This window comes from Mycobacterium sp. 852014-52450_SCH5900713, from assembly GCF_001667075.1.
GTDB lineage: Bacteria > Actinomycetota > Actinomycetes > Mycobacteriales > Mycobacteriaceae > Mycobacterium.
The window spans coordinates 1-22,757 of sequence record NZ_LZIL01000034.1 but is presented as its reverse complement, the minus strand read 5'-3'; the positions used below and the strand labels follow the sequence as shown (position 1 = coordinate 22,757).

At 70.3% G+C, this 22,757-nt stretch carries 13 protein-coding genes; 5 read left to right on the top strand and 8 right to left on the bottom strand.

The features are described from left to right. Nucleotide 1 precedes the first annotated feature (1 nt). The 4 genes from A5773_RS08970 to A5773_RS08955 all read left to right on the top strand — a co-directional run bounded on the left by A5773_RS08970 (nt 2) and on the right by A5773_RS08955 (nt 11,360). On the top strand, nt 2-6,331 hold the full coding sequence (locus A5773_RS08970; RefSeq protein WP_067790565.1) for a type I polyketide synthase: 6,330 nt from the start codon (nt 2-4) through the stop codon (nt 6,329-6,331). Between the two features lies 1 nt (nt 6,332). Then, nucleotides 6,333-9,380: a type I polyketide synthase gene (locus A5773_RS08965; protein WP_067265047.1), complete on the top strand. Its 3,048-nt coding sequence runs from the start codon at nt 6,333-6,335 to the stop codon at nt 9,378-9,380. A gap of 127 nt (nt 9,381-9,507) precedes the next feature. Then, complete coding sequence (locus tag A5773_RS08960) at nt 9,508-10,569, top strand: type III polyketide synthase (RefSeq protein WP_066953088.1); 1,062 nt, start codon at nt 9,508-9,510, stop codon at nt 10,567-10,569. 320 nt (nt 10,570-10,889) lie between these two features. Then, nucleotides 10,890-11,360, top strand: a complete 471-nt coding sequence (locus tag A5773_RS08955; RefSeq protein ID WP_231989256.1) for an STAS/SEC14 domain-containing protein — start codon at nt 10,890-10,892, stop codon at nt 11,358-11,360. Nucleotides 11,361-11,422: 62 nt separating this feature from the next. On the opposite strand, the gene A5773_RS08950 is transcribed toward A5773_RS08955, so the two are convergent. From A5773_RS08950 to A5773_RS08915, 8 genes are all read right to left on the bottom strand, one after another. Further along, nucleotides 11,423-13,198, bottom strand: coding sequence for an ABC-F family ATP-binding cassette domain-containing protein (locus A5773_RS08950; protein WP_066953084.1), 1,776 nt, complete (start codon nt 13,196-13,198; stop codon nt 11,423-11,425). 19 nt (nt 13,199-13,217) lie between these two features. Beyond that, the gene (locus A5773_RS08945) at nt 13,218-13,946 is read right to left on the bottom strand and encodes a PAS and ANTAR domain-containing protein (protein WP_066953082.1); all 729 of its coding nucleotides are present in this window, start codon (nt 13,944-13,946) and stop codon (nt 13,218-13,220) included. A gap of 75 nt (nt 13,947-14,021) precedes the next feature. Next, complete coding sequence (locus A5773_RS08940) at nt 14,022-15,128, bottom strand: enolase C-terminal domain-like protein (RefSeq protein WP_066953321.1); 1,107 nt, start codon at nt 15,126-15,128, stop codon at nt 14,022-14,024. Then, nucleotides 15,125-16,132, bottom strand: a complete 1,008-nt coding sequence (locus A5773_RS08935; protein ID WP_066953080.1) for an SDR family oxidoreductase — start codon at nt 16,130-16,132, stop codon at nt 15,125-15,127. Before A5773_RS08935 ends, A5773_RS08940 begins: the two co-directional genes overlap by 4 nt. A gap of 25 nt (nt 16,133-16,157) precedes the next feature. Beyond that, nucleotides 16,158-17,951 (bottom strand): glycoside hydrolase family 15 protein, encoded by a 1,794-nt coding sequence (locus A5773_RS08930; protein WP_067265049.1) that lies wholly within the window; start codon nt 17,949-17,951, stop codon nt 16,158-16,160. Further along, complete coding sequence (locus A5773_RS08925) at nt 17,944-19,647, bottom strand: GMC family oxidoreductase (RefSeq protein WP_066953075.1); 1,704 nt, start codon at nt 19,645-19,647, stop codon at nt 17,944-17,946. The genes A5773_RS08930 and A5773_RS08925 overlap by 8 nt, the downstream gene beginning before the upstream one ends. Continuing rightward, the gene (locus A5773_RS08920; protein WP_066953073.1) at nt 19,647-20,393 is read right to left on the bottom strand and encodes a gluconate 2-dehydrogenase subunit 3 family protein; all 747 of its coding nucleotides are present in this window, start codon (nt 20,391-20,393) and stop codon (nt 19,647-19,649) included. Before A5773_RS08920 ends, A5773_RS08925 begins: the two co-directional genes overlap by 1 nt. Nucleotides 20,394-20,398: 5 nt before the next feature. Continuing rightward, complete coding sequence (locus tag A5773_RS08915) at nt 20,399-20,878, bottom strand: hypothetical protein (RefSeq protein ID WP_066953071.1); 480 nt, start codon at nt 20,876-20,878, stop codon at nt 20,399-20,401. 411 nt (nt 20,879-21,289) lie between these two features. Here A5773_RS08915 and A5773_RS08910 point away from each other — a divergent pair, with 411 nt between their 5' ends. Beyond that, nucleotides 21,290-22,726: an HNH endonuclease signature motif containing protein gene (locus A5773_RS08910; protein ID WP_067790562.1), complete on the top strand. Its 1,437-nt coding sequence runs from the start codon at nt 21,290-21,292 to the stop codon at nt 22,724-22,726. Nucleotides 22,727-22,757: the final 31 nt, after the last annotated feature.

Here is a 22,757-nt window from a genome sequence, read left to right as displayed (position 1 = left end):
GATGCCGGATACCACGCAGCACGTCGATTACCTGAAGCGCCTGACGGCGGATCTCAGGCGGGCGCGGCGACGCGTCTCGGAGCTGGAAGGCCGGCTGTCCGAACCGATCGCGGTGGTGGGCATGGCGTGCCGCTACGCGGGTGGGGTCGATTCGCCGGAGGCAATGTGGGAAATGGTGAACGAGGGGCGCGACGCGGTGTCGGACTTCCCGGCGGACCGCGGGTGGGATGTCGAGGGACTGTACGACCCGGACCCGGACGCGGCCGGCAAGATGTACACCCGCCAAGGCAGCTTCCTGCGCGACGCGGCGGACTTCGATGCCGGATTCTTCGGGGTCGGGCCCAGCGAGGCCCTGGCGATGGATCCCCAGCAGCGGCTGATGCTGGAGATCTCGTGGGAAGCGTTGGAGCGGGCCGGTATTGACCCGCTGGGGCTGCGCGGCTCGGCGACTGGAGTGTTCGCCGGTGTCATCCACGCCGGCTACGGCGGCGAGGTGAAGGGCGAGCTGGAGGGTTACGGACTGACCGGCTCCACCCTGAGCGTCGCCTCGGGCCGGGTGTCCTACGTGTTGGGCCTGGAAGGCCCCGCGGTGTCGGTGGATACGGCGTGTTCGTCGTCGTTGGTGGCCATGCATTTGGCGGCGCAGTCGTTGCGTTCCGGGGAGTGCGACCTGGCGCTGGCCGGTGGTGTGACGGTGATGGCGACGCCCGCCGCGTTCGTCGAGTTCAGCCGGCAGCGGGCACTGGCCCCGGACGGCCGGTGCAAGGTGTACGCCGGCGCCGCGGACGGGACGTCGTGGTCGGAGGGCGCGGGGGTCCTGGTGCTCGAGCGGCTGGCCGACGCGCGGCGGCTGGGCCATCCGGTGGTCGCGGTGCTGCGCGGTTCGGCGGTGAACCAGGACGGCGCCTCGAACGGACTGACCGCGCCCAACGGGCCGTCGCAGCAGCGGGTGATCCGCGCCGCACTGGCCAACGCCGGGTTGACCGCGGCGGACGTCGACGTGGTCGAAGGCCACGGCACGGGAACGGTTTTGGGCGACCCCATCGAGGCCCAGGCCCTGCTGGCGACCTATGGGCAGGACCGGCCCGCGGACCGGCCGCTATGGCTGGGATCGATCAAATCCAACATCGGTCACACGTCGGCCGCGGCCGGAGTGGCCGGGGTGATCAAGATGGTGCAGGCGATGCGGCACGGGGTGATGCCCCAGACGCTGCACGTGGATGTGCCGTCGCCGCACGTGGATTGGTCGGCGGGTGCGGTGTCGGTGTTGACCGAACCCCAGCCGTGGCCGGCGCGGGACGGGCATCGCCGCGCGGGGGTGTCGTCGTTCGGGATCAGCGGGACCAATGCCCACGTGATCGTCGAGCAGCCGCCGGCGGAGCCGGAACATGTTGCGCCGCATGGCGATCGCCAGGATGCGGTGATCCCGTGGCTGGTGTCGGCCCGGTCGGCCGACGCGTTGGCCGCCCAGGCGGGGCGGTTGCTGGCCCACGTCGAGGCCGAGCCGGACCTGCGTGCCGTGGACGTGGGCTGGTCGCTGGCCACCACGCGGGCGGCCCTGGAGCACCGCGCGGTGCTGGTGGGCAGCGATCGCGACACCCTGACGGCCGGGCTGGCCGGGGTGGCGTCCGGGGAACCGGGCCCCGGCGTGGTGATCGGGCGCAGCCGCCCGGTCGGCAAGCGCGCGTTCGTGTTTCCCGGTCAGGGGTCGCAGCGGCTCGGGATGGGACGGGAACTGTATCGGCGCTTGCCGGTGTTCGCCGAGGCCTTCGACGAGGCCGTGGCTGCGGTGGATGCCCATGCGCGGCTGCCGCTGCGCGACGTGATGTGGGGCACCGACCCGGAGTTGTTGGAGAGCACGGAATTTGCCCAGCCGGCGTTGTTCGTGCTCGAGGTCGCCCTGGCGGCACTGTGGCAGTCCTGGGGGGTGACCCCCGATGTGGTGATCGGCCATTCGGTGGGGGAGATCGCCGCGGCCTGCGTGGCCGGGGTGCTGTCGCTGGCAGACGCCGCGCGGGTGGTTGCGGCCCGCGGACGGTTGATGGCGGCGCTGCCGGCGGGCGGGGTCATGGTGGCGGTGACGGCCACCGAGGCCGAGGTCGCACCGTTGCTGAACGACAACGTGAGCGTCGCGGCGGTCAACGGTCCCGACGCGGTCGTGCTGTCGGGCGAGCGGGCCGCCGTGACGGCCGCGGCCGATCGGCTGGCCGACTGCGGGAGGCGGGTGCGGCGACTGGCGGTCTCGCACGCGTTCCACTCGCCGCTGATCGAGCCCATGATCGAGGAGTTCTCCGCGTTGCTGGCCGGGGTGTCGCCCGGTGCGCCGCGAATCGACTTGATTTCCAACGTGACCGGGCAATTGGCCGGACCCGGATACGGGTCCGCCGACTACTGGGTCGAGCATGTGCGCCGGGCGGTGCGGTTCGTCGACGGGGTGCGGTCGGCCGAATCGCTGGGCGCCGGTGCGTTTGTGGAGGTGGGGCCTGGCGCGGCGTTGACGGCCGCGGTGGAACAGTGCCTGGCGGCCGAGCCGGCCGTTTCGGCGGTGTCGATGGCCAAGGACCGCCCCGAAGTCGCGTCGCTGCTGCTGGCGGCCGGGCGGCTGTTCGCCTCCGGCGCCGACGTGGACTGGACCGCGGTGTTCGATGGCCTGGACGCGCACCGGGTCGGTTTGCCGACGTACGCCTTTCAGCGGCGCAGGTTTTGGCTGTCCGCCGATTCGGTGGGCGCCCGGGATACCGCGAGCCTGGGTTTGGTCGCCGCCGAGCATGCGCTGTTGGGGGCGGTGGTCGAGCGGCCCGATTCGGGCGGCGTGGTGCTCACGGGCCGGCTGTCGACGGCGGCTCAGCCGTGGCTGGCCGATCACGCCGTGACCGGGACGGTGTTGTTCCCGGGCGCGGGGTTCGTGGAGCTGATGCTGCGGGCCGGCGACGAGGTCGGCTGCCCGGTGATCGAGGAGCTGACGCTGTCGGCCCCGTTGCCGCTGCCGAGCAGCGGCTCGGTGCGCGTGCAGGTGGTGGTGGACACCGCCGGCGAGGTCGGATCCCGGGCGGCCGCGGTGTACTCGCAGGCCGGCCCGGAGTGGACGCTGCATGCCCAGGGTGTGTTGAGCCAAGCCTCGCCCAAGCCGGACGCCGATCTGTCGGTGTGGCCGCCGGTCGGTGCCACGGCCGTCGACGTGTCCGGCGCCTACGACGATTTGGCGGCGCGCGGCTACGGGTACGGCCCGGCCTTCCGCGGCCTGCGGAAGGTGTGGCGCCGCGGCGAAGAGACCTACGCCGAGGTCGAGGCCCCGCAGCACGCCGGTGTGACGGTGGGCGGCTTCGGGATTCATCCGGTGGTGCTGGACGCGGCCCTGCACGCATTGGGGGTCGCCGACGAGCGGGCCGAGACCGTCCTGCCGTTCTCCTGGCAAGGGGTGTGTCTGCACGCGGCCGGGGCGTCGCGGGTCCGGGTGCGGCTGGCGCCGGTGGGCAAGGGCGCCGTGTCGGTCGAGGTGGCCGACTCGTCGGGTTTGCCCGTGCTGTCGGTCCGCGAGCTGGTGACGCGTCCTGTCTCGGCCGCGCAGCTGTCGGCGGCCGCCGCGGCGCGCGCCGGTGGCGGCGAACTGCTGGAGGCGGTGTGGTCACCGGTTCCGTTGTCGGACAACGGCAGCGACGCGGCCCCCGAGGTTTGGCAGCCGCCCGCGAACGGCCCGGGCGTGGTCGGCTCGGTCCACGCCGCCACGCATGAGGCGTTGGGCGTGTTGCAGTCCCGGGGCGACGGGTCCGGACCGTTGGTGGTGCTGACCCGCGGGGCGGTCGCGCTGCCCGGTGAGGACGTGTCGGACCTGGCCGGTGCGGCGGTGTGGGGGCTGGTGCGGTCGGCGCAGGCCGAGCATCCCGGCCGGGCGGTGCTGGTCGACTCCGATGGGTCCGTCGAACTGGGATCCGTAATCGGCTGCGGTGAAACGCAATTGATCGTGCGGGAGGGCGTCGCCTACGGTGCCCGGCTGAAGCCGATCAAGGCGCACCCGGTGTTGCGGTTGCCCGAAGCGCCGTCGGTCTGGCGGCTTGCCGCCGGTGACGCCGGGACGCTGGAGGACCTGGCGGTGGTATCCGGGCCGCCGGCGCAACTGGCCGCCGGCCAGGTGCGGGTGGCGGTGGCCGCGGCCGGGGTGAACTTCCGCGACGTGCTGGTGGCCCTGGGCATGTATCCGGGTCTCGCGCAGCTGGGCGCCGAGGGCGCCGGACTGGTGACCGAGATCGGCCCCGGTGTCACCGATTTGGCCGTCGGTGACGCGGTGATGGGCATCCTGGGTCTGACGGGGTCGGAGGCGGCCGTCGATCGGCGGCTGGTGACCCGGGTGCCGCCGGGCTGGTCGTTCGCCGAGGCGGCCGGCGTGCCGGTGGTGTTCCTGACGGCGTTTTACGGGCTGTCGGACCTCGGCGGCCTGCGGGCGGGCGAGCGGGTACTGGTGCACGCCGCCACGGGCGGGGTGGGCATGGCGGCGGTGCAGCTGGCCCGGCATTGGGGCGCGGAGGTCTTCGCGACGGCCAGCCGCGGCAAGTGGGACACCCTGCGCGCCATGGGCTTTGACGACGACCACATCGCGGACTCGCGAACGCTGGACTTCGAGGAAAAGTTCTCCGCCGCAACGGGCGGCGCCGGTATGGACGTCGTGCTCAACTCGCTGGCCGGTGAGTTCACCGACGCCTCGTTGCGGTTGTTGAGTCGCGGCGGGCGCTTCATCGAGATGGGCAAGACCGACCTGCGCGACTCGGGCGCGATCGCGCAAACCTACCGCGCGTTCGATCTGATGGAGGCGGGCCCGGACCGCATCGCGGAGATGTCCGCGGAATTGCTGCGGTTGTTCGCGGCCGGGGCTCTGAAGCCATTGCCCGTCAAGGCCTTCGATGTGCGTTGCGCCGCCGACGCCTATCGGTTCGTCAGCCAGGCCCGCCACATCGGCAAGGTCGTGCTCACGATGCCCGACGGCCCCGACGGGCTGGCCGGCGGCACCGCATTGATCACCGGAGGGACCGGCATGGCCGGCTCGGCGGTGGCCCGTCACCTGGTCGAACGCTATCGCGTGCCGCACGTCATGTTGGTCAGCCGCGGCGGTGAGCGAACCGAAGGGCTGTCCGGGCTGGTCGCCGAGCTGCGCGAGGCGGGGGCCGAGGTGTCGGTGATCGGCTGCGATGTCGGCGACCGCGACGCCGTGGCGCGCCTGCTGGCACAGATACCGGCGCGTTTCCCGCTGCGCGGCGTGTTCCATGCCGCCGGGGTGCTCGACGACGCGGTGATCGCGTCGCTGACGCCGCAGCGCATCGACACGGTGCTGCGGTCCAAGGTCGACGGGGCGTGGCACCTGCACGAGCTGACCCGGGAGTTGGATCTGTCGGCGTTCGTGATGTTTTCGTCGATGGCGGGGATCGTGGGCGCCCCGGGTCAGGGCAACTACGCGGCCGCCAACAGCTTCCTCGACGCCCTGGCGGCGTACCGCCACGCCCACCGGCTGCCCGGCCTGTCGATCGCCTGGGGGATGTGGGAACAGGAGTCGGCCATGACCCGCAACCTCGGCGACCGCGACAAGGCGCGGATGAGCCGCGCCGGGCTGGTCCCGCTGTCCACGCGCCAGGCGCTCGACCTGCTCGACGCCGCGCTGCTGGCCGAGCCGCCCGTCGTCGTGGCCACCCGCCTCGATACCGCCGCGCTGGCGCACGCCGGCGCCGCGCTGCCGCCGCTGTTGAGCCAGCTGGCCACCCGGCGGGCGCGGCGGGTCCTCGACCCCACCGACATGGTGTCGCTGACGGGCCTGCGGGCGCGGCTCGAAGGCCTGGCCCCCGACCAGCGGCGGCGCGAGCTGGTGGAGCTCGTCTGCGCCAACGCCGCCACGGTGTTGGGCCACAGCACCGCGGACGTCAGCGGCGAGCAGGCCTTTCAAGACCTCGGCTTCGACTCGCTGACCGCGGTGGAGCTGCGCAACCGGCTCAAAATCGCGACCGGACTTACCCTTTCGCCCACGCTCATCTTCGATTACCCCACCCCGGCGGCCCTGGCCGAGCACCTCGACGGCCAGCTGACCACCGGGGCAAGCGGCGAGCCGCCCGACCGCATGGCCCGTTTCAACGACGTGGCCCGCGAATTGCAGACACTGCTCGGCCGGTCCGACTGGAGCCCCGGCGACAAGGCGCAGCTCGCCAGCCGGCTGGAGAGCCTGCTGAACACCCTCACCGGCCCGGCGGAAGTCCCCTACCTGCAGCACCCCGACGACCCGTTCGACGACGACATCGCCACCGCCACCGAAAGCCAGCTATTCGCCATCCTCGACGAAGAGATGGGCCCCTAGCATGACGGACGTCGCGGTCATCGGACTCGCCTGCCGATTCCCCGGCGCGGCAAGCCCGCGTGAGTTCTGGGATCTCATCCGCGAGGGCCGCGAGGCGACGCAACTGCCCGGGGACGTCGCGGAGTTCGACGCCGACTTCTTCAACCTCTCGCCGCGCGAGGCGTCCGCGATGGACCCCCGGCAACGATTGGCGCTCGAACTGACGTGGGAAGCCTTCGAGGACGCGTTCGTGGTGCCCGAAACGGTGCGCGGAACCGCGATTTCGGTGTACTTCGGGGCGATGGCCGACGATTACGCCGTCCTCACCCTGCGCGATATCGCCGACAACCTCGACCACCACTCGTTCGCCGGCATCAGCCGCGGGATGATCGCCAACCGGGTCTCGTATGCCTTCGGGTTGCAGGGGGCCAGCATGACCGTCGACTCCGGTCAGTCGTCCTCGTTGGTCGCCGTGCACCTGGCCTGCGAAAGCCTGCGCGCGGGCGAGTCGGCGCTGGCGATAGCCGGCGGGGTTCATCTCAACCTGGCCAACGAAACGGCAATGCTGGAACGAGAATTCGGCGCACTGTCGACGTCGGGACACACCTACGCGTTCGATCGCCGCGCGGACGGCTACGTCCGCGGCGAGGGCGGGGGACTGGTGCTGCTGAAGCCGCTGCCGAACGCCCTGCGGGACGGCGACCGCATTCACGCGGTCATCCGTGGCAGCGCGGTGACCAACTCCGGGCACAGCGCCGCCGGCCAGACGGTGCCCTCTGTTTCCGGTGAGGCCGACGTGATCCGGCGGGCGCTTGCCGCCGCCGGTCTGGGCAGCGCCGACATCGACTACGTCGAGGCCCACGGCACCGGCACCAAGGTCGGCGACGCGGTCGAGGCCCGGGCACTGGGTGAGGTGTTCGGTGCGCGCGAGCATCCGGTGCAGGTGGGGTCGGTCAAGACCAACATCGGCCACGTCGGGGGCGCCGCGGGAATCGCTGGCCTGCTCAAGACCGTGCTGGCCGTGCGGCATTCGGTGCTGCCGCCGAGCCTCAACTACGCCGAAGCGAATCCCGACCTCGAACACCTGCGGGTCAACGTCGACGCGCTGCGCTGGCCGGCGGCGGCCCGTCCGCGCCGCGCCGGGGTGTCGTCGTTCGGCATGGGCGGCACCAACGCGCACGTCATCGTGGAACAGGCTCCCGCGCAACCGGATCCGCCCGATGAGGTGCGTGACGGGTCAGTTGCGTGGGTGCTGTCGGCCCGCTCGGAGCAGGCCCTGGCCAACCAGGCGAGCCGGCTGGCGGAGCGGGTGGTCCACTCGGGGGTGACGGCGGCGGACGTGGGCTGGTCGTTGGCGACGACGCGTTCGGTGTTCGAGCATCGGGCGGTGTTGGTGGGCCACGATCGCGACGCGCTTGCGCGCGGCCTGGCCGGGCTGGCGGCCGGGGGACCGGCCCCCGGTGTGGCGGTGGGCAGGGCCGGACCGACGGGCCAGACGGCCTTCGTGTTCCCCGGCCAAGGCTCGCAATGGCCGGGAATGGGCCGCCAACTCCATCAACGGTTTCCGGCCTTCGCCCGGGCTTTCGACGAGGCCGCAGCGGCGATGGACGCCCACCTGCCGTCGCCGGTGCGCGACGTGATGTGGGGAGCCGACGCCGAGCTGTTGCAGGGCACGGAGTTCGCGCAGCCCGCGTTGTTCGTGCTCGAGGTCGCCCTGGCCGCCTTGTGGCGGTCCTGGGGCGTGACACCCGATGTGGTGCTGGGTCATTCGGTGGGGGAGATCGCCGCGGCGTGCGTGGCGGACGTGTTGTCGCTGGATGACGCGGCGCGCATCGTGGCGGTCCGCGGCGAATTGATGGCGGCACTGCCGGTCGGCGGGGCGATGGTGGCGGTGAGCGCCGGCGAGGCCGAGGTCGCGCCGCTGCTGAACGACGGCGTGAGCATCGCGGCGGTCAACGGCCCCAATTCGGTGGTCCTGTCCGGTGAGCGGGCCGCGGTGGGCGCCGTGGCCGACCGGCTGGCGGGCAGCGGACGGCGGACGCACCGGCTGGCGGTCTCGCACGCGTTTCATTCGGCGTTGATGGAGCCGATGCTCGAGGAATTCGCGCATCGGGTGGCCGACATCCAGCCGCGACAGCCACGAATCCGCTTGGTGTCCAACGTCTCCGGCGAGCCGGCCGGATCCGGCTACGGGTCGGCGCGGTACTGGGTCGAGCACGTGCGCCGGCCGGTGCGTTTCCTCGACGGCGTGCGCACCGCCGAGGCCCTGGGAGTGACGGCGTTCGTCGAGGTGGGTCCGGGCGGCGGGTTGAGCGCGGCGGTCGACCAGTCGCTGACCACCGAGCGGCCGCTCTCGGTGGTCACCGTGCCCAAGGACGCCCCCGAGATCGAATCGTTGCTCAACGCGGCCGGCCGGCTCTTCGCCGCCGGAGTGGGCGTGAGCTGGCCGGCCGTGTTCGTCGGCTCGCACGCGCGCCGGGTCGACCTGCCGACGTATGGCTTTGCCCGCCAACGATTCTGGCTCGGTGGGGAGCATAATGCGTTGCCCGCCAAGGCAACCCGGTCGCCGGGCCTGGCCGAACAATTGCACGCCCTGGGCCCCGCGGAGCAGCACAGCCGGCTTGCCGAACTGGTCTGCGAGCACACGGCCGCCGTGTCGGGGCATCCGGACGGCCGCGCCATCGACCGCCATCGTGCCTTCGCCGACCTCGGGTTCGACTCGCTGACCGGCGTCGAACTGCGTAACCGGCTGACGACGGCCACCGGGCTGGCGCTGTCACGGACCCTGATCTTCGACTATCCCACCCCCGCTGCGCTGGCCGATCATCTGCGGCGACAGTTGTTCCGCGGCGATGACGATGAACCGGACGAGGAGAAGGTGTGGTCAAAGCTGCGCGGCATCCCGCTCGCCGAGCTTCGCAGAACCGGATTGCTCGACAAGCTTCTGCTGCTCGCCGGGGAACCGGAAAGCGTTGTCGCCGAACCGGTCATCGACATGATCGACTCGTTGAGCCCCGACGCGCTGATCGCGATGGCGCTGCACTCCGGCGACGACGAGGACGCCGAATGACGGAATCCACAAGCAATACAACACATGTCGAATACGCGGAATCTTTGCCGGGCTACTCAGAACGGCTTAGACTTCGGGAATTGATGACAGTCCCTTTTGAGCTGGGACGAAAGCAAGAGGGTTGGGCATGAGCGTCATCGCGGGCGTGTTCGGAGCGTTGCCGCCGCATCGTTACAGTCAGGCCGAAATCACCGACCAAATCGTCGAATTCCCCGCATTGAAGGAGCACGAGGACGTCGTTAGGCGGTTGCACGCCGCGGCCAAGGTCAACAGCCGCCACTTGGTCCTGCCGCTGGAGCGGTACCCGTCACTGACCGATTTCGGCGAGGCCAACGAGGTCTTCATCGAACACGCCGTCGAACTCGGCTGCGAGGCGTTGCTGGGCGCGCTGGACGAGGCGGGCCTGCGGCCGCAGGACATCGACATGATCGCCACCACCACGGTCACCGGCGTTGCCGTGCCGTCGCTCGACGCGCGGATCGCCGGACGGCTCGGGCTGCGCCCGGATGTGCGCCGGGTGCCGCTGTTCGGGCTGGGCTGCGCGGCCGGCGCGGCGGGGGTGGGCCAACTGCACGACTACCTGCGTGGCGCGCCGGACGGCGTCGCGGTCCTGGTGTCGGTCGAGCTGTGCTCGCTCACCTTCCCCGCGGTCAAGCCGACCGTCTCGGGCCTGGTGGGGACCGCCATGTTCGGCGATGGGGCCGCCGCGGTGGTCGCCGTCGGCGACCGTCGCGCCGACGGGCTGAGCCCCAACGGGCCCGACATTGTCGACTCCCGCAGTCGCCTCTATCCCGAATCGCTGCACATCATGGCCTGGAACATCAGCTCGACCGGGTTGCACCTGGCGATGTCACCCGAGCTGACGACCCTCATCGACCGCAACCTGGCCGGCGACGTTGGCCGGTTTCTGGGCGCGCACGGGCTGACGACGGAAGACGTCGGCGCTTGGGTGGCGCACCCCGGCGGTCCGAAGGTCATCAACGCGATCGGCAACAGCCTCGGGTTGGCGCCCGACGCCCTCGAGCTGACCTGGCGCTCGCTGGGCGAGATCGCAAACCTGTCGTCGGCCTCGGTGCTGCATATCCTGCGTGACACCATCGCCAAGCCGCCGCCCGGCGGCAGCCCCGGGCTGATGCTCGCGATGGGCCCGGGATTCAGCTCCGACTTCGTGCTCCTGCGCTGGCGCTGAGTAGACGCCTCCAAGCTCAGCCCCCGGAGCGCTCAAGCCGGCCCCGGCACCTGAGTTGAGTCGTTCGGCTACCAGGTGCGAATCAGGCGCGCCACTGGATCGGGCCCCCGGTGATCGCGCGCGCGATGCCAGCTCTCATGCGCGCACCTTTCCCGTTTGCCGAGAAAGGGCTAATATTGCACTATGCAATAGTTGCACTAAGAAAGATTAGCGTGTCATCTAGCTAAGGGGCTAAGGAGGCAGCTCCGGCAACCGGTACGGCGCGTTGATCTCACCGTCGATGCCTGAGAGGGGCCATTGTGCTGAAAGAACTTTCGGACATGCCCGCTGGCGTTCAAGCCCTGGAGGCGGCCGGGCGAGTGACAACGGACGACTACGAGCGGGTCTTTGCGCCGCTGATCGATCGGGCGCGGGCAGCGGGACATCGGATGCGGCTGCTCTACCAATTCGGTCCGGACTTCGAGTCCATCACGCCCGGTGCGCTATGGGCGGACGCTCGACTTGGGTCGCGTTACGTGCGGCTGCTCGATGGCTGCGCTGTCCTGAGCGACGTCGATTGGATTCGCGCACCGGCTCGCGGCATCGGCGGGTTTATGCCGTGCCCGGTGCGGGTGTATGACGGCGACGAGCGCGATGACGCGGTCGCCTGGCTGACCTCGCTCCCGGGTCGCGCCGACGTCTCGATTCGGGATATGGCCAAGGCCTATCTCGGTGGATCATTCGCCGCGGCTGCAAGCCTTGGACGGCTCGTCATATCTAACGGCGGGGAGAACCGTCACCGGACTCTCTGACGCAAAGCGATACGCGTCTGGCGGGCATGCCGGCGCGGTGCGACCCGGTCGGATCTAGCAACTCACTCCAGCGCCTCGGACAGATTCAGCCAGCGGCTCTCCGTCGCCGCCACCTCGTCTTCCAGCGCCCGCAACTCCCGGGTGAGCCGCGCGATGCCGATGTGGTCCGACTGGTCGTGCTCGGCCAGCTCGTGGTGTTTGTCCGCGATCCGGTCGGCCAGCCGCGCCAGTTGGCGGTCGACGCCGGCCAGCTCCTTCTCGGCCGCCCGCCGCTCGGCTCCCGACATGGTCTGTTCCGGTGCGGCGGGCGGCGGCTCGGCCGCCAGCGGGGCGGTCCGGTGGGCGGCCAGCCGCAGGTACTCGTCGATGCCGCCGGGCAGGTGCCGCAACCGGCCGTCGAGAACGGCGTACTGCTGGTCGGTGATCCGCTCGAGCAGGTAGCGGTCGTGGGAGACGACGATCAGCGTGCCCGGCCAGGAGTCGAGCAGGTCTTCCATGGCGGTGAGCATGTCGGTGTCGACGTCGTTGGTCGGCTCGTCGAGGAGCAACACGTTGGGCTCGGACAGCAGAGTGAGCATCAGCTGCAACCGGCGCCGCTGCCCGCCCGAGAGTTCGCCGATCCGAGCCGAGAGCTGGCCCTTACCGAAGCCGAGCCGCTCCAGCAGTTGAGCGGGCGTCACCTCACGGCCCTCGACCTGGTATCCGCCGGGCAGCCGGCCCAGCACATCGGCGATGCGGTCGTCGTCGAGCCCGGCCAGGGCGTCACCCTGCTGGTCGAGCACGGCGAGCTGGACGGTCTTGCCGCGCTTGACGCGCCCGGTGTCCGGCTTGATGCTCCCGGCGATCAGTCCGAGCAGCGTCGATTTCCCGGCGCCGTTGGCGCCGACAATCCCGGTGCGTTCGCCGGGGGCGATCCGCCACTCGACGTCGCGCAGCACCGGGTGGCCATCAAACGCGACCGACACGTCGAGCAGGTCGATGACGTCCTTGCCGAGCCGGGCGGTCGCCAGCTTGGCCAGTTCGACGTTGTTCCGCAGCGGCGGCACGTCGGCGATCAGCTGGTTGGCGGCCTCGATGCGGAACTTGGGCTTCGACGTGCGGGCCGGCGCGCCGCGACGCAGCCAGGCCAGCTCCTTGCGCATCAGGTTCTGCCGCTTGGCTTCGGTGGCGGCGGCCATCCGGTCGCGCTCGACGCGCTGCAGCACGTAGGCCGCGTAACCGCCCTCGAACGGCTCCACGATGCCGTCGTGCACCTCCCACGTCGTGGTGGCGACCTCGTCGAGGAACCAGCGGTCGTGCGTCACCAGCAGCAGCCCGCCGGTATTGCGCGCCCAGCGCTGCCGCAGATGTTCCGCGAGCCAGGCGATGCCCTCGATGTCGAGGTGGTTGGTGGGTTCGTCGAGCGCGATGACGTCCCACTCGCCGACCAGCAACCTGGCCAGCTGGACGCGCCTGCGCTGGCCGCCGCTCAGCGTCGATATCGCGGCGTCCCAGCCGATGTCGGAGACCAGGCCGCTGACCACGTCGCGCACCCGCGCGTCACCGGCCCAGTGGTGTTCGGCCACATCGCCGACCAGCGTCCAGCCCACCGTGTGGTGCGGTTCCAGGGTGTCCGCCTGGCTCAGCGCGCCGACCCGCAATCCGCTGCGGCGGGTGACGCGGCCGGAGTCGGGCTGCAACTGGCCGGTCAGCAACCGCAGCAAGCTGGATTTGCCGTCCCCGTTGCGTCCGACGATGCCGATGCGCGCGCCGTCGTTCACGCCCAGCGTGACCGATCCGAATACCAACTGGGTCGGGTATTCGAGGTGGATGGCCTCGGCGCCCAATAGGTGTGCCACCGGCCCGACCCTACTGCGGCTATTCGAGGGTCAGCAGCGCCCGGTCGACTTCGCTCTGGGTCTCCGCCGACGCCTTGCTGGCCACCGCGTCCAGGAAGCGGCTGGCGAGGTCGCGCAGTTTCAGGTTGGTCTCCTGGGATCGCCAGACCAGGATGTCGAACGCCCGCTCCGCGGAGATGCCATAGGCGGCCATGAGCACGCCCTTCGCCTGCTCGATGCGGGCGCGGGCGTCGGCCACCGCCGACAGCACGTTGTTGATGTCGGTCTGCAGCGAGTCGGTGACGTCGATGTAGAAGCCGGACGTCCCGATCGGGGTGCCGTGGTCGTCGAGCATCCGGTCGCCCGCAACGACGACACAGTGCGTGCGCCCGCCGGTGTCGATGATGCGGTGGCGACTGCTGAACGGCCTGCCCTGCCGCACGCGTTCCAGGACGGCGGCGACCCGCTCGCGTTCCTCGGGGTGCTTGTGCTTGAGCAGCAGTTCGGTGGTCGGTTGCACCCGTCCCGGCTTGTACCCATGCATCCGGGCGACGGCGTCCGACCACTCCCAGCGGTGCCCGTCCAGGAAGAATCGAAACCGGCCGACGCTCTGCGGCTCGCCGAGGCCCAGGACCAGGTCGACCGCGTTGAGGTCGTGTTCGTCGACGGCATCGGACATGAACGCCTCACACGCCGAGTCGGCCGAACCATCATGGGCGGGCCCCCGATTGCGCCTCCGTACGGCCTCGTCTTCAAAGTCAACGGTCATCGCGCATTGCCCTTCAGATCCGTAACTATGTCCTCCGTATATCAATGCCCACTTTCCGGCGGGTCCATTCATGGATCAGGCTTTTCGATAGGGCTCGGCGTCAGCGGGCTTGAACTCGAGGCCCAGCCCGGGCCGTTGTTGGTCCGGCCGCAACGCCCCACCGTCGGGTGGCAGGGCGCCGTCGAACAGCATGTGTTCGATGCGGTGGTGATCGTGGAAGTACTCCAGGTGCCGCAAATTCGGGATCGCGCTGGCCACGTGGGCGTGCAGGTTGGGGGCGCAGTGACCGGACACGTCGACGTTGTAGGCGGCGGCCACGGCGGCGGCCCGCAGCCAGTCGGTGATGCCGCCGCAGCGGGTGACGTCGATTTGCAGGCAGTCGACCGCGTCCGCGGCGAGCATCCGGTTGAAGTACGCCAGGTCGTAGCCGTACTCGCCGGCGGTGACGTCCGGGGCGACCTGATCGCGCACCTCCCGCAGCCCGGCCAGGTCGTCGGAGGAGACGGGTTCCTCGAACCATGTGACGTCGTGGTCGGCCATCGCGTGGGCCATCCGGATGGCCTGCTTGCGGCGATAGGCGCCGTTGGCGTCCACATACAGTTCGACGTCCGGGCCGATCACCTTGCGCGAGAGCGCGATTCGGTCAAGGTCGCGGCGCTCGTCGGAGCCCCACGACTCGCCGATCTTGATCTTGACGCGCGGGATCTTCCACTCGTCCACCCAGCGTTCGAGTTGGGCGCGGGTGGCGCGCTCGTCATAGGTGGTGAAGCCGCCGCTGCCGTAGATCGGCACCCGGTCGTGCGCCATGCCGAGCAGTCGGCATACCGGCAGGCCCAGGAGTTTGCCCTTGAGGTCCCACAGCGCGGTGTCGACCGCCGAGATTGCGCACGACACCAAGCCCGGCCGGCCGTTGTTGCGCATCGCCCGGACCGTCGCCTGCCACCGACCGGCGATGTCGAGCGCACTGTGTCCGGTGATCGTGCCGGCGAGCGGCCCGTTGATCAGGGTGCCGCACGCGCCGTCGGCGTACGTGTAGCCGATCCCGCGCCGGCCGCCCGCCGCAACCTCGGCCAGCACCAGGGTGGTCGACGACCAGGACAGGGTGCCGTCGGCTTCCGGTGCGTCGGTGGGGATTTCGTAGACCCGTGCGGTGACCTCGTCGATGCGTGCGTCGAGACTCATCGCGTCCACCGGCGTGCGGCGAGCCACGCGCCCAGTCCGGCCGCGCCGAGCGCGCTCGTACCGCTGACGACCGGGTGCTGCGACGCCCACAGCTGCGGGCTCAGCGCGTGGGACTTGTCGTCGAACCCGCCGTGGGCGCCGTGGTCGCTGCCGGGTTCCTCGTCCAGCGGGTGCCACAAGTTGTGCGGGCGGCCAGGGCCGACGTGCTGCTCGGTCTGCTGCGAGTCATAACCGGTGCGGCCCAGGTAGCGGTCCAGCAGCGGTGCGACGAACTTCTGCGCCAGCAGCGTCACCATGGTGCTGTCGCCGACCCAATATTGTTTGCGCTCCGGATGATCGGCGGCATACACGACGCCGCGAGCGGCGACCTCCGGCTGATAGATCGGCGGGACGGGTTGGGGATGGCGCGGCAGCCGCGACAGCACCCAGGAGAACTGCGGGGTGTTGACCGCGGGCATCTGGGCCACCGTGATGCGCACCTTGGAGTGCTCGTGCAGCAGTTCGCAGCGCACCGACTCGGTGAAACCGTTGATGGCGTGCTTGGCGCCGCAGTAGGCCGATTGCAGCGGGATGGATCGCTGGCTGAGCGCGGAGCCGACCTGCACGATGGTGCCGCGGTCGCGCGGGCGCATCTTCGCCAGCGCCGCCATGGTGCCGTGCACGTATCCGAGGTAGGACACCTCGGTCACGCGTTTGAACTCCTCGGCACTGATCTCGCTGAACGGCGCGAACACGGAGGTGAACGCGACGTTCACCCAGACGTCGATCGGGCCGAAGGTCGCCTCGGTCTCGTCGGCGGCGGCGGCGACGGCCGCGTGGTCGGCGACGTCGGTGGGAATGGTCAGCGCCTTGCCCCCACCGGATTCGACGTCGCGAGCCGCGCCGTCCAGCCCGGCGGACCCACGGGCGAGCAGGGCGACGTTCGCCCCGCGCTGCCCGAACAGTTGGGCGGTGGCCCGGCCGATGCCGGCGCTGGCCCCGGTGACTACGACTGTCTGTGTCATCGCCAAAATCTCCTTCTGCGTCGAATCAGTCATGGTGGACGGCGTCGTCGGCGAGGGTGGCCGTGCATTCCAGCATCAGCGCGTGCGCGAACGCCTGGGGGAGGTTGCCGCGGAGCTGGCGCTGCCGGACGTCGTATTCCTCGCAGAACAGGCCGGGGGGCCCGCAGGCGGCGCGATTGCGTTCGAACCAGCGCATCGCGCAATGGGCATGTCCCAGTTGATGTTCGGCGAGCGCCATCATGAATCCGCAGAGCAGGAAGGCGCCCTCGGCGTCGCCGAGGTCGCGCTCGTCGTGCCGGAACCGGTACACGAACCCGTCGTGGCTGAGCTGCGTGCGGACGGCGTCCAGCGTGGCCCGGGTGCGTGGGTCGTCGGCGGGCACGGCGCCGCGCACGGGTGGCAGCAGCAGCGACGCGTCGACCCCGGGCAGCCGCGGGCTGCGTTGCCAGTAGCCGCCGTGCGGGTGCAGGCTGCTGGCCGCGGTGTCGGCCAGGATCGCGTCGGCCAGCGAGGCGCAGGCCGCCACCTCGTGGCCGCCGCCGGAAACCTTCGCGATGGCGCGTAGCCCGGCCACGCACGCCAGGCGCGACTGCGTCCAGTGCTCTTCATCGATCTCCCAGATGCCCGCATCCGCGTCGCGCCAGCGCTTTTCGATCGCGCCGATGGCGGTCTGCGCGGCGCGCCAGCCCTCGGCGTCGAGCCGGTCGGCGTTGCCCGCCCAGGCCAGCAGCTGCAGCGCCTCGCCGAAGACATCGAGCTGGAACTGCTGGTTGACCCAGTTGCCCACCTTGTCGGCACCCCCGGGGTAGCCGGGCAGGTCGAGCGTCTCCTCGCCGGGCACACTGTCACCCGTGACGGTGTAGGCCGGCTTGAGGTCGGGGCCGTGTTCGAGCAACCGGGCCCCGACGAATTCGACCGCGCGGTCGAGCAACTCGGTCGCCCCGACGGTCGCCGCGGCGATGCCGGCGTAGACCTGATCCCGGATCCACGCGTACCGGTAGTCGTAGTTCTGGTTGGTGTGCGCGCGCTCGGGCAGACTCATCGTGGCGGCGGCCACCATGCCCCCCCCGCTACTGGTCAGCCCGCGCAGCACCGCGTAGGAGTGACGCCCGTCGCGGGGCGCGATGGTGCAGTTCAGCTCGGGAATGCTGCGACGCCAGGCGGCTTCCGTTGCGTCCCAAGCAATGTCGGCGTCGGGTGGTTGGTCGGGGAGAGTGCGCTCGGAGAGCTCCAGCACGAAATCGTGCTGATCGCCCTCGTCGACGGTGATCTCGCAAGTGAGCAGTTCGCCGCGGCCGCGGGCCGCCTTCACCGATCGCACGTCGCAGCCGCCCAGCCAGCGCCAGCGCAGCCGTCCCGACTTTCCGCTCCATGCCCCGCCGTCGACGGTCATGTCGCCGGGTCCGTGCCGGCCGAACTCCGCACTCGGCGCCAGCACCACTCGCACCCGCGCGGTCCCGCGGCAGCCGATGAGACGACGCAGCAGCACCACCCGGTCGGGATCGCCCGGGAAGGCCAGCGCCTCACGGCATTCCACGATGCCGTCGCGGGTGATCCAGCGATTGCGCCAGATCATGCTGCCCGGCTCGTAATAGCCGCCCCACACGTGCCGCACGTCGGTCGGTGTGATCGCGTAGACGCCGCCGCCCCCGATGAGATTCGAGAACACGCCGTCGGAATCCCAGCGCGGCGCACACATCCACGCGACGTCGCCCTGCGGTCCGATCAGGGCACCCCGCTCACCATCGGCGAGCAGGGCGTATTCGCGCAACACCCGCGGCGAGAAGGTCGCCTCGATGTCGATCGTGCGGTCAGCCACGGACCCCCGCCTCCGATGGCCGCCTCGCCGGGGCGGTGCTGTCGATCTTTCCGGTCGCCATCCGTTCGGCGAGCCGCGAGGCGAGCGCCATGATCGTCAACGCCGGGTTCGCCGAGCCCTGCGTCGGGCACACCGAGCCGTCGGCCAGAAACAGGTTCGGCACGCCCCACACCCGGTGATCGGAGTCGACCACCGAGTTGTCCGGGCGGGTCCCCATCCGGGCGCCGCCGATCAGGTGGGCGAAGCGCTCGATGGTGAGCACGTCCTGGGCGCCGGCGGCGTGCAGGATGTCGCCGATCACTTTGGTGGAGTAGGCCATGTTGGCCTTGTCGTTGTCGCACAGCGTGTAGTCGAACCGGGCCACCGGGATGCCGTACGCGTCCGTCTCCTGGGCGAGGGTGACCCGATTGTCAGGACACGGCAGCAGCTCGTTGAGCACGCCGATGGTCGCCCAGTGGTTGTAGTCGCGCATGTATTCGCGCAACGCCCGGCCCCAATGCCCGTCGGCGAGCACGTGTTCGGCCCAGCCGATGGGAAGCGGCGAAACCGTTTGGATGGAGAAGCCGCGGGCGAACCCGCGCGAGGAGTCGGTCTCGTAGAACTGCTCCGAGGTCACCTCCGGTGGCGGGGCTTTGTACATCCGGACCTCTTCCGACCACCGGCCGGCGGACTGCGTGGCGCCCTGCACCATCACGTAACGACCGACCTGGTCGTCGTTGTTGCCCAGCCCGTTCGGAAAGCGTTCGCTGGCCGAGTTCAGCAGTAGGCGCGGCGTTTCGATGGAATACCCGGCGATCGCGACGACCTTGGCCCGCTGCAGCCGCTCGCTGCCGCCGGCCTCGTCGTAGTAGACCACCCCGCGCGCGGAGCCGGCCTCGTCGAGCTCGACGCGGACGGCCATGCAGTTGGCTCGGATCTCCACGGCGTGGGCCAGAGCGTCGGGCAGGTGCGTCACGTACGGGCTGGCCTTGGCGTTGACCTTGCAGCCCTGCAGGCAGTAGCCGCGGTAGATGCAGTGCGGGCGGTTACCGAAGGTGCCGTTGACGATGCCGACGGGCCCGACCCGCATCTCGATGCCGAGCTGCATCGCCCCCCGCCAGAGTTTCGCCGCGGCACCCGAAATCGGGTGCGGGGAAAAGGAATACCGATGCGGGTAGCCCCAGGGCCAGTTCTGCCCGGCCACCGGCAACTCGAGCTCGATCCGCTCGTAGTGGTGGCGGATGTCTTCGTAGCCGATCGGCCAGTCCGCCCCGACCCCGTCGAGGGTGTAGGTGTCGAAGTCGCTGGGATGGAACCGCGGGGTGTAGCCGGCGTAGTGCACCATCGACCCGCCGACCCCTCGACCGGAGTTGTTCTTGCCCAGCTCGATCGGGTCGTCGCCGCCGATGATGCGCTTCTGCGTCCAGTACAGGGAGTGTGAACCCGCCTCGTCGGAGACCCAGTCCTCGTCGGGGTGCCAGAACGGGCCCGCCTCGAGGATCACCACCCGCCAGCCGGCCCGGGCCAGCCGTTGCGCGAGCACGGATCCGCCGGCGCCCGCGCCGACGACCACCAGGTCGACCTCGTCGTCGTCGCCGTAGCGTTGCATGGTCTTTTCGCCGGGCAGGTCGCGCGAATGTACGTCGAGCAGGAACCGGGATTCGTTGTCCTTGGGTCCGATCGCCCCCCTGAGGAGCCCGCGGAGTCGATCGCCCATCACAACTCTCCCTGTTGGACTACGCGGACCGGGTCCTCGTCGGTGGCGCCCGGGGTCTCGAACGGCTCGCGGGCGGCGGCGGGACCGGTGGCACCGCCGAGGCGCATGAACCCGCGCGGGTAGGCGGGGCCGCCGAACCCGATCTCGTTCCACGCCCACGGGTGGGAGTAGAACCCGGACAAGGTCATTCGCATGCACACCGACCACGCCCGTTTGACGTTGAGGCGCTCCCAGGTCCCGCCCTCCAAGGCTCCCTGCGAGAACTGGTCGATGATCGCCTCTCGGGTGTCGGGGTCGGCGTCGGCGAACGATGCCTTCCCATACCGGCTGGACGCGGTCTCGTCGAGGCCGAGCAGCACCAGGCGCCACGTGTCGCGGTCGTCGGGCATGTCGGCGTACTGGTAGCCGTCGAGTCGGCCGTCGGCGAGCTTGGAATCGACGGACTCGGGCACGGGCACTCGCGGCTCGCGGTCCTGAGCCAGCACCGTGTCGCAGAACGCGCGCAGGCACGGTTCCTCCTCCGCGGTGAAGAACCGCAGCGGGCCGGGCGGTTCCAGCCGGGCCAGCACCACCTTCCTGGTGGCTTCGTCCCAGGTGTCGGTCGTCTCCAGCACGTCGTAATCCGGGTAGCGGCCGATCATTTGGGGGGTGACACCACGGCGTTGCTTGGGCAGCCAGGACGGGTGCGGCGGTTTGCGATCCGCGCGCAGGTTGGGCAGGTGGTCGGGGCGCGAGGTGTCGGCCATCGCGCTCAGCCCCGGAACCGCTCGCGTCGCAGGATCGAGGCCAGCAGCCCCATCCCACCGACCATGCACATCAACCCGGGCGCCGCGATCGGCGGACCCATAGGCACGTTGTAGGACGCGTTCTTCCACCCGCCCGGCTTGCGCGCGACGCCGCGGGCATGCAGGTATTCGCCCATCAGGCCGTTGGCGGTGTAGATGCCCGCGGTGATCGGCAGCCAGAGCTTGGCCCAGCGTCGCGAGAACACCCCGCCAATGCCGGCGACCACCACCGGCGGTGTCACCACGATCGGGCTCCACATCCACTTGTTACCGAAGCTGGCCTTGTAGTGCTCGAAATAGATTTCCGCCGTCGTGACGAGGGCAGCGATGGCCGTCAGCCCGGACAGCGAGCGCTCGAAGCGACCGTGCGCGACGTCGTACAGTGCCCGCTCGGCGAGCTGTTGGGCCTCGCCCCCGCGCCGTCCTGCGTTGCCTAACAACAACATTTGGGTTTCCTTCCTAGCTCGTTGATTCGCCCGCGCAGGCCGATCGGTGCCGCGCACTGAACGACACGGACATACGGGAGGCATTGCGAGGCAAGCACTGTCGGAATTTCGGCCATGGGAGCCGCGCGCACAAAACTTCTGGGGCCGTCCTGCCCATGCGTCACCTCACTTCTGAAACGAAACACGCTCAGGCAGTCATCGCGCGATGAAGACTCGCGATGACTGCCCAGAGAACTGGTAAGCGCCCAGCTGTGTGTTTCAACCGAGGTGGTCTCGACGGCGCGTCGTGACCGAAGCGCATGGGGTGCGTACCCGGTTTGGGTCGGCGCAAACCGTCCAGGTGGACGGCTGCCTCCGGGGCGCCTCGCGTCCGTCCCGAAGTTGTCGGACCCCCGGCATAGCATCGAATGTATGTTCGAGTATGCGTTGGCGTCGCGGTCTACCCCGGAGTCGGCGGTGTTGCTGGCGCGGGTGCGCGGGGCGGGGCGTGCGGAGGCGCGGGCGGCCGCCACACGGTTGGTGGCGGTGGGGGATTTGTTGGTGTTGCGGTGCCGTGATTCGGGGGAGCGGGCCGAGTGGGCGGCTGATGCGTGGGATGCGGTGGCCGCTCAGGTGGGTGCGGCGTTGGGCTGCAGTGTGGGGTTGGCCCATAGCTATCTGCGGTATGCGATGGCGATGCGTGAGCGGCTGCCGCAGGTGGGCAAGGTGTTTCAGGCCGGGGGTATCGACTATCGGGCGTTTCAGACGATCGTGTTTCGCACCGATTTGATCACCGACGCCGAGGTGATGGCGCGGGTGGATGCGCGGCTGGCGGTGTTGATCTCACGGCGCCCGTCGCTGACCCGCGCGGGACTGGCTGCGGCGGTGGACCGCATTGTGGCCGTGGTGGATGCCGATGCGGTGCGCCGGGCCAAAAAGGCCATCGATGATCGGTTTGTCGATGTGCAGGCCAACGAGTCGGGGATGGCGTGGCTGAGCGGCAGCGTGTTCGGCGCCGACGGGCAGGTGCTGGATCGGCGCCTGGATGAGTTGGCGGCCAGCGTGTGTGGGGCCGATCCGCGCACCCCACGGCAGCGCCGGGCCGATGCGCTGGGTGCGCTGGCCGCCGGTGCGGATCGGTTGGGGTGTCAGTGTGTGGGGTCGGAGTGCGCCGCGGGGACACCGGCCGCGAGCGCGGTGGTGATTCATGTGGTGGCCGAGGCGGCCACGGTCGCCGGGGGCGGCGCGGCCCCCGGGGTGGTGCCCGGCGTGGAGGGGCTGGTGCCCGCCGAGGTGGTGGCCGAGTTGGCCGGTTCGGCGACGCTGGTGCCGGTGAGTGTCCCGACCGAAGCCGAACCGCGCTACACGCCCTCGGCCAGGCTGGCCGATTTCGTGCGGTGTCGGGATTTGACGTGTCGGGCGCCCGGGTGTGATCGCCCGGCCGTGGACTGCGATATCGACCACACGATCCCGTACGCCGATGGCGGCCCGACGCATCCGTCGAACCTGAAATGTTTGTGCCGCCAGCATCATTTGCTGAAAACGTTCTGGGGCTGGCGCGATGAACAGTTGCCCGATGGCACCCTCCTCTGGCGTCTACCCGACGGGCACACCTACGTCACCACCCCGGGCAGCGCGCTGCTGTTCCCCAGCCTGTGCGCGCCCACCGGCGACCTCCCGGCCCCTGCGGCCGGCCCCCAGCGCTGCGGCGAGCGCACCGCGATGATGCCGCTGCGCACCCGCACCCGCGCCCACAACCGGGCCCAGCGCATCGCCACCGAACGCCACCACAACCGCCAAACCCGCTTAACCACCCAAGCCACCCAAACCGGCCCCGCACCCCCAGACGACGAACCACCGCCGTTTTGACGGCCGGTCAAGGGGTTATACGACCGCGAAC

What these genes read in the sequence shown, in the direction of transcription:
- A5773_RS08970 (WP_067790565.1), top strand. Translation starts at nt 2, where the DNA reads ATGCCGGATACCACGCAGCACGTCGATTACCTGAAGCGCCTGACGGCG.
- A5773_RS08965 (WP_067265047.1), top strand. Translation starts at nt 6,333, where the DNA reads ATGACGGACGTCGCGGTCATCGGACTCGCCTGCCGATTCCCCGGCGCG.
- A5773_RS08960 (WP_066953088.1), top strand. Translation starts at nt 9,508, where the DNA reads ATGAGCGTCATCGCGGGCGTGTTCGGAGCGTTGCCGCCGCATCGTTAC.
- A5773_RS08955 (WP_231989256.1), top strand. Translation starts at nt 10,890, where the DNA reads ATGCCCGCTGGCGTTCAAGCCCTGGAGGCGGCCGGGCGAGTGACAACG.
- A5773_RS08945 (WP_066953082.1), bottom strand. Translation starts at nt 13,946, where the DNA reads ATGACCGTTGACTTTGAAGACGAGGCCGTACGGAGGCGCAATCGGGGG.
- A5773_RS08940 (WP_066953321.1), bottom strand. Translation starts at nt 15,128, where the DNA reads ATGAGTCTCGACGCACGCATCGACGAGGTCACCGCACGGGTCTACGAA.
- A5773_RS08935 (WP_066953080.1), bottom strand. Translation starts at nt 16,132, where the DNA reads ATGACACAGACAGTCGTAGTCACCGGGGCCAGCGCCGGCATCGGCCGG.
- A5773_RS08925 (WP_066953075.1), bottom strand. Translation starts at nt 19,647, where the DNA reads ATGGGCGATCGACTCCGCGGGCTCCTCAGGGGGGCGATCGGACCCAAG.
- A5773_RS08920 (WP_066953073.1), bottom strand. Translation starts at nt 20,393, where the DNA reads ATGGCCGACACCTCGCGCCCCGACCACCTGCCCAACCTGCGCGCGGAT.
- A5773_RS08915 (WP_066953071.1), bottom strand. Translation starts at nt 20,878, where the DNA reads ATGTTGTTGTTAGGCAACGCAGGACGGCGCGGGGGCGAGGCCCAACAG.
- A5773_RS08910 (WP_067790562.1), top strand. Translation starts at nt 21,290, where the DNA reads ATGTTCGAGTATGCGTTGGCGTCGCGGTCTACCCCGGAGTCGGCGGTG.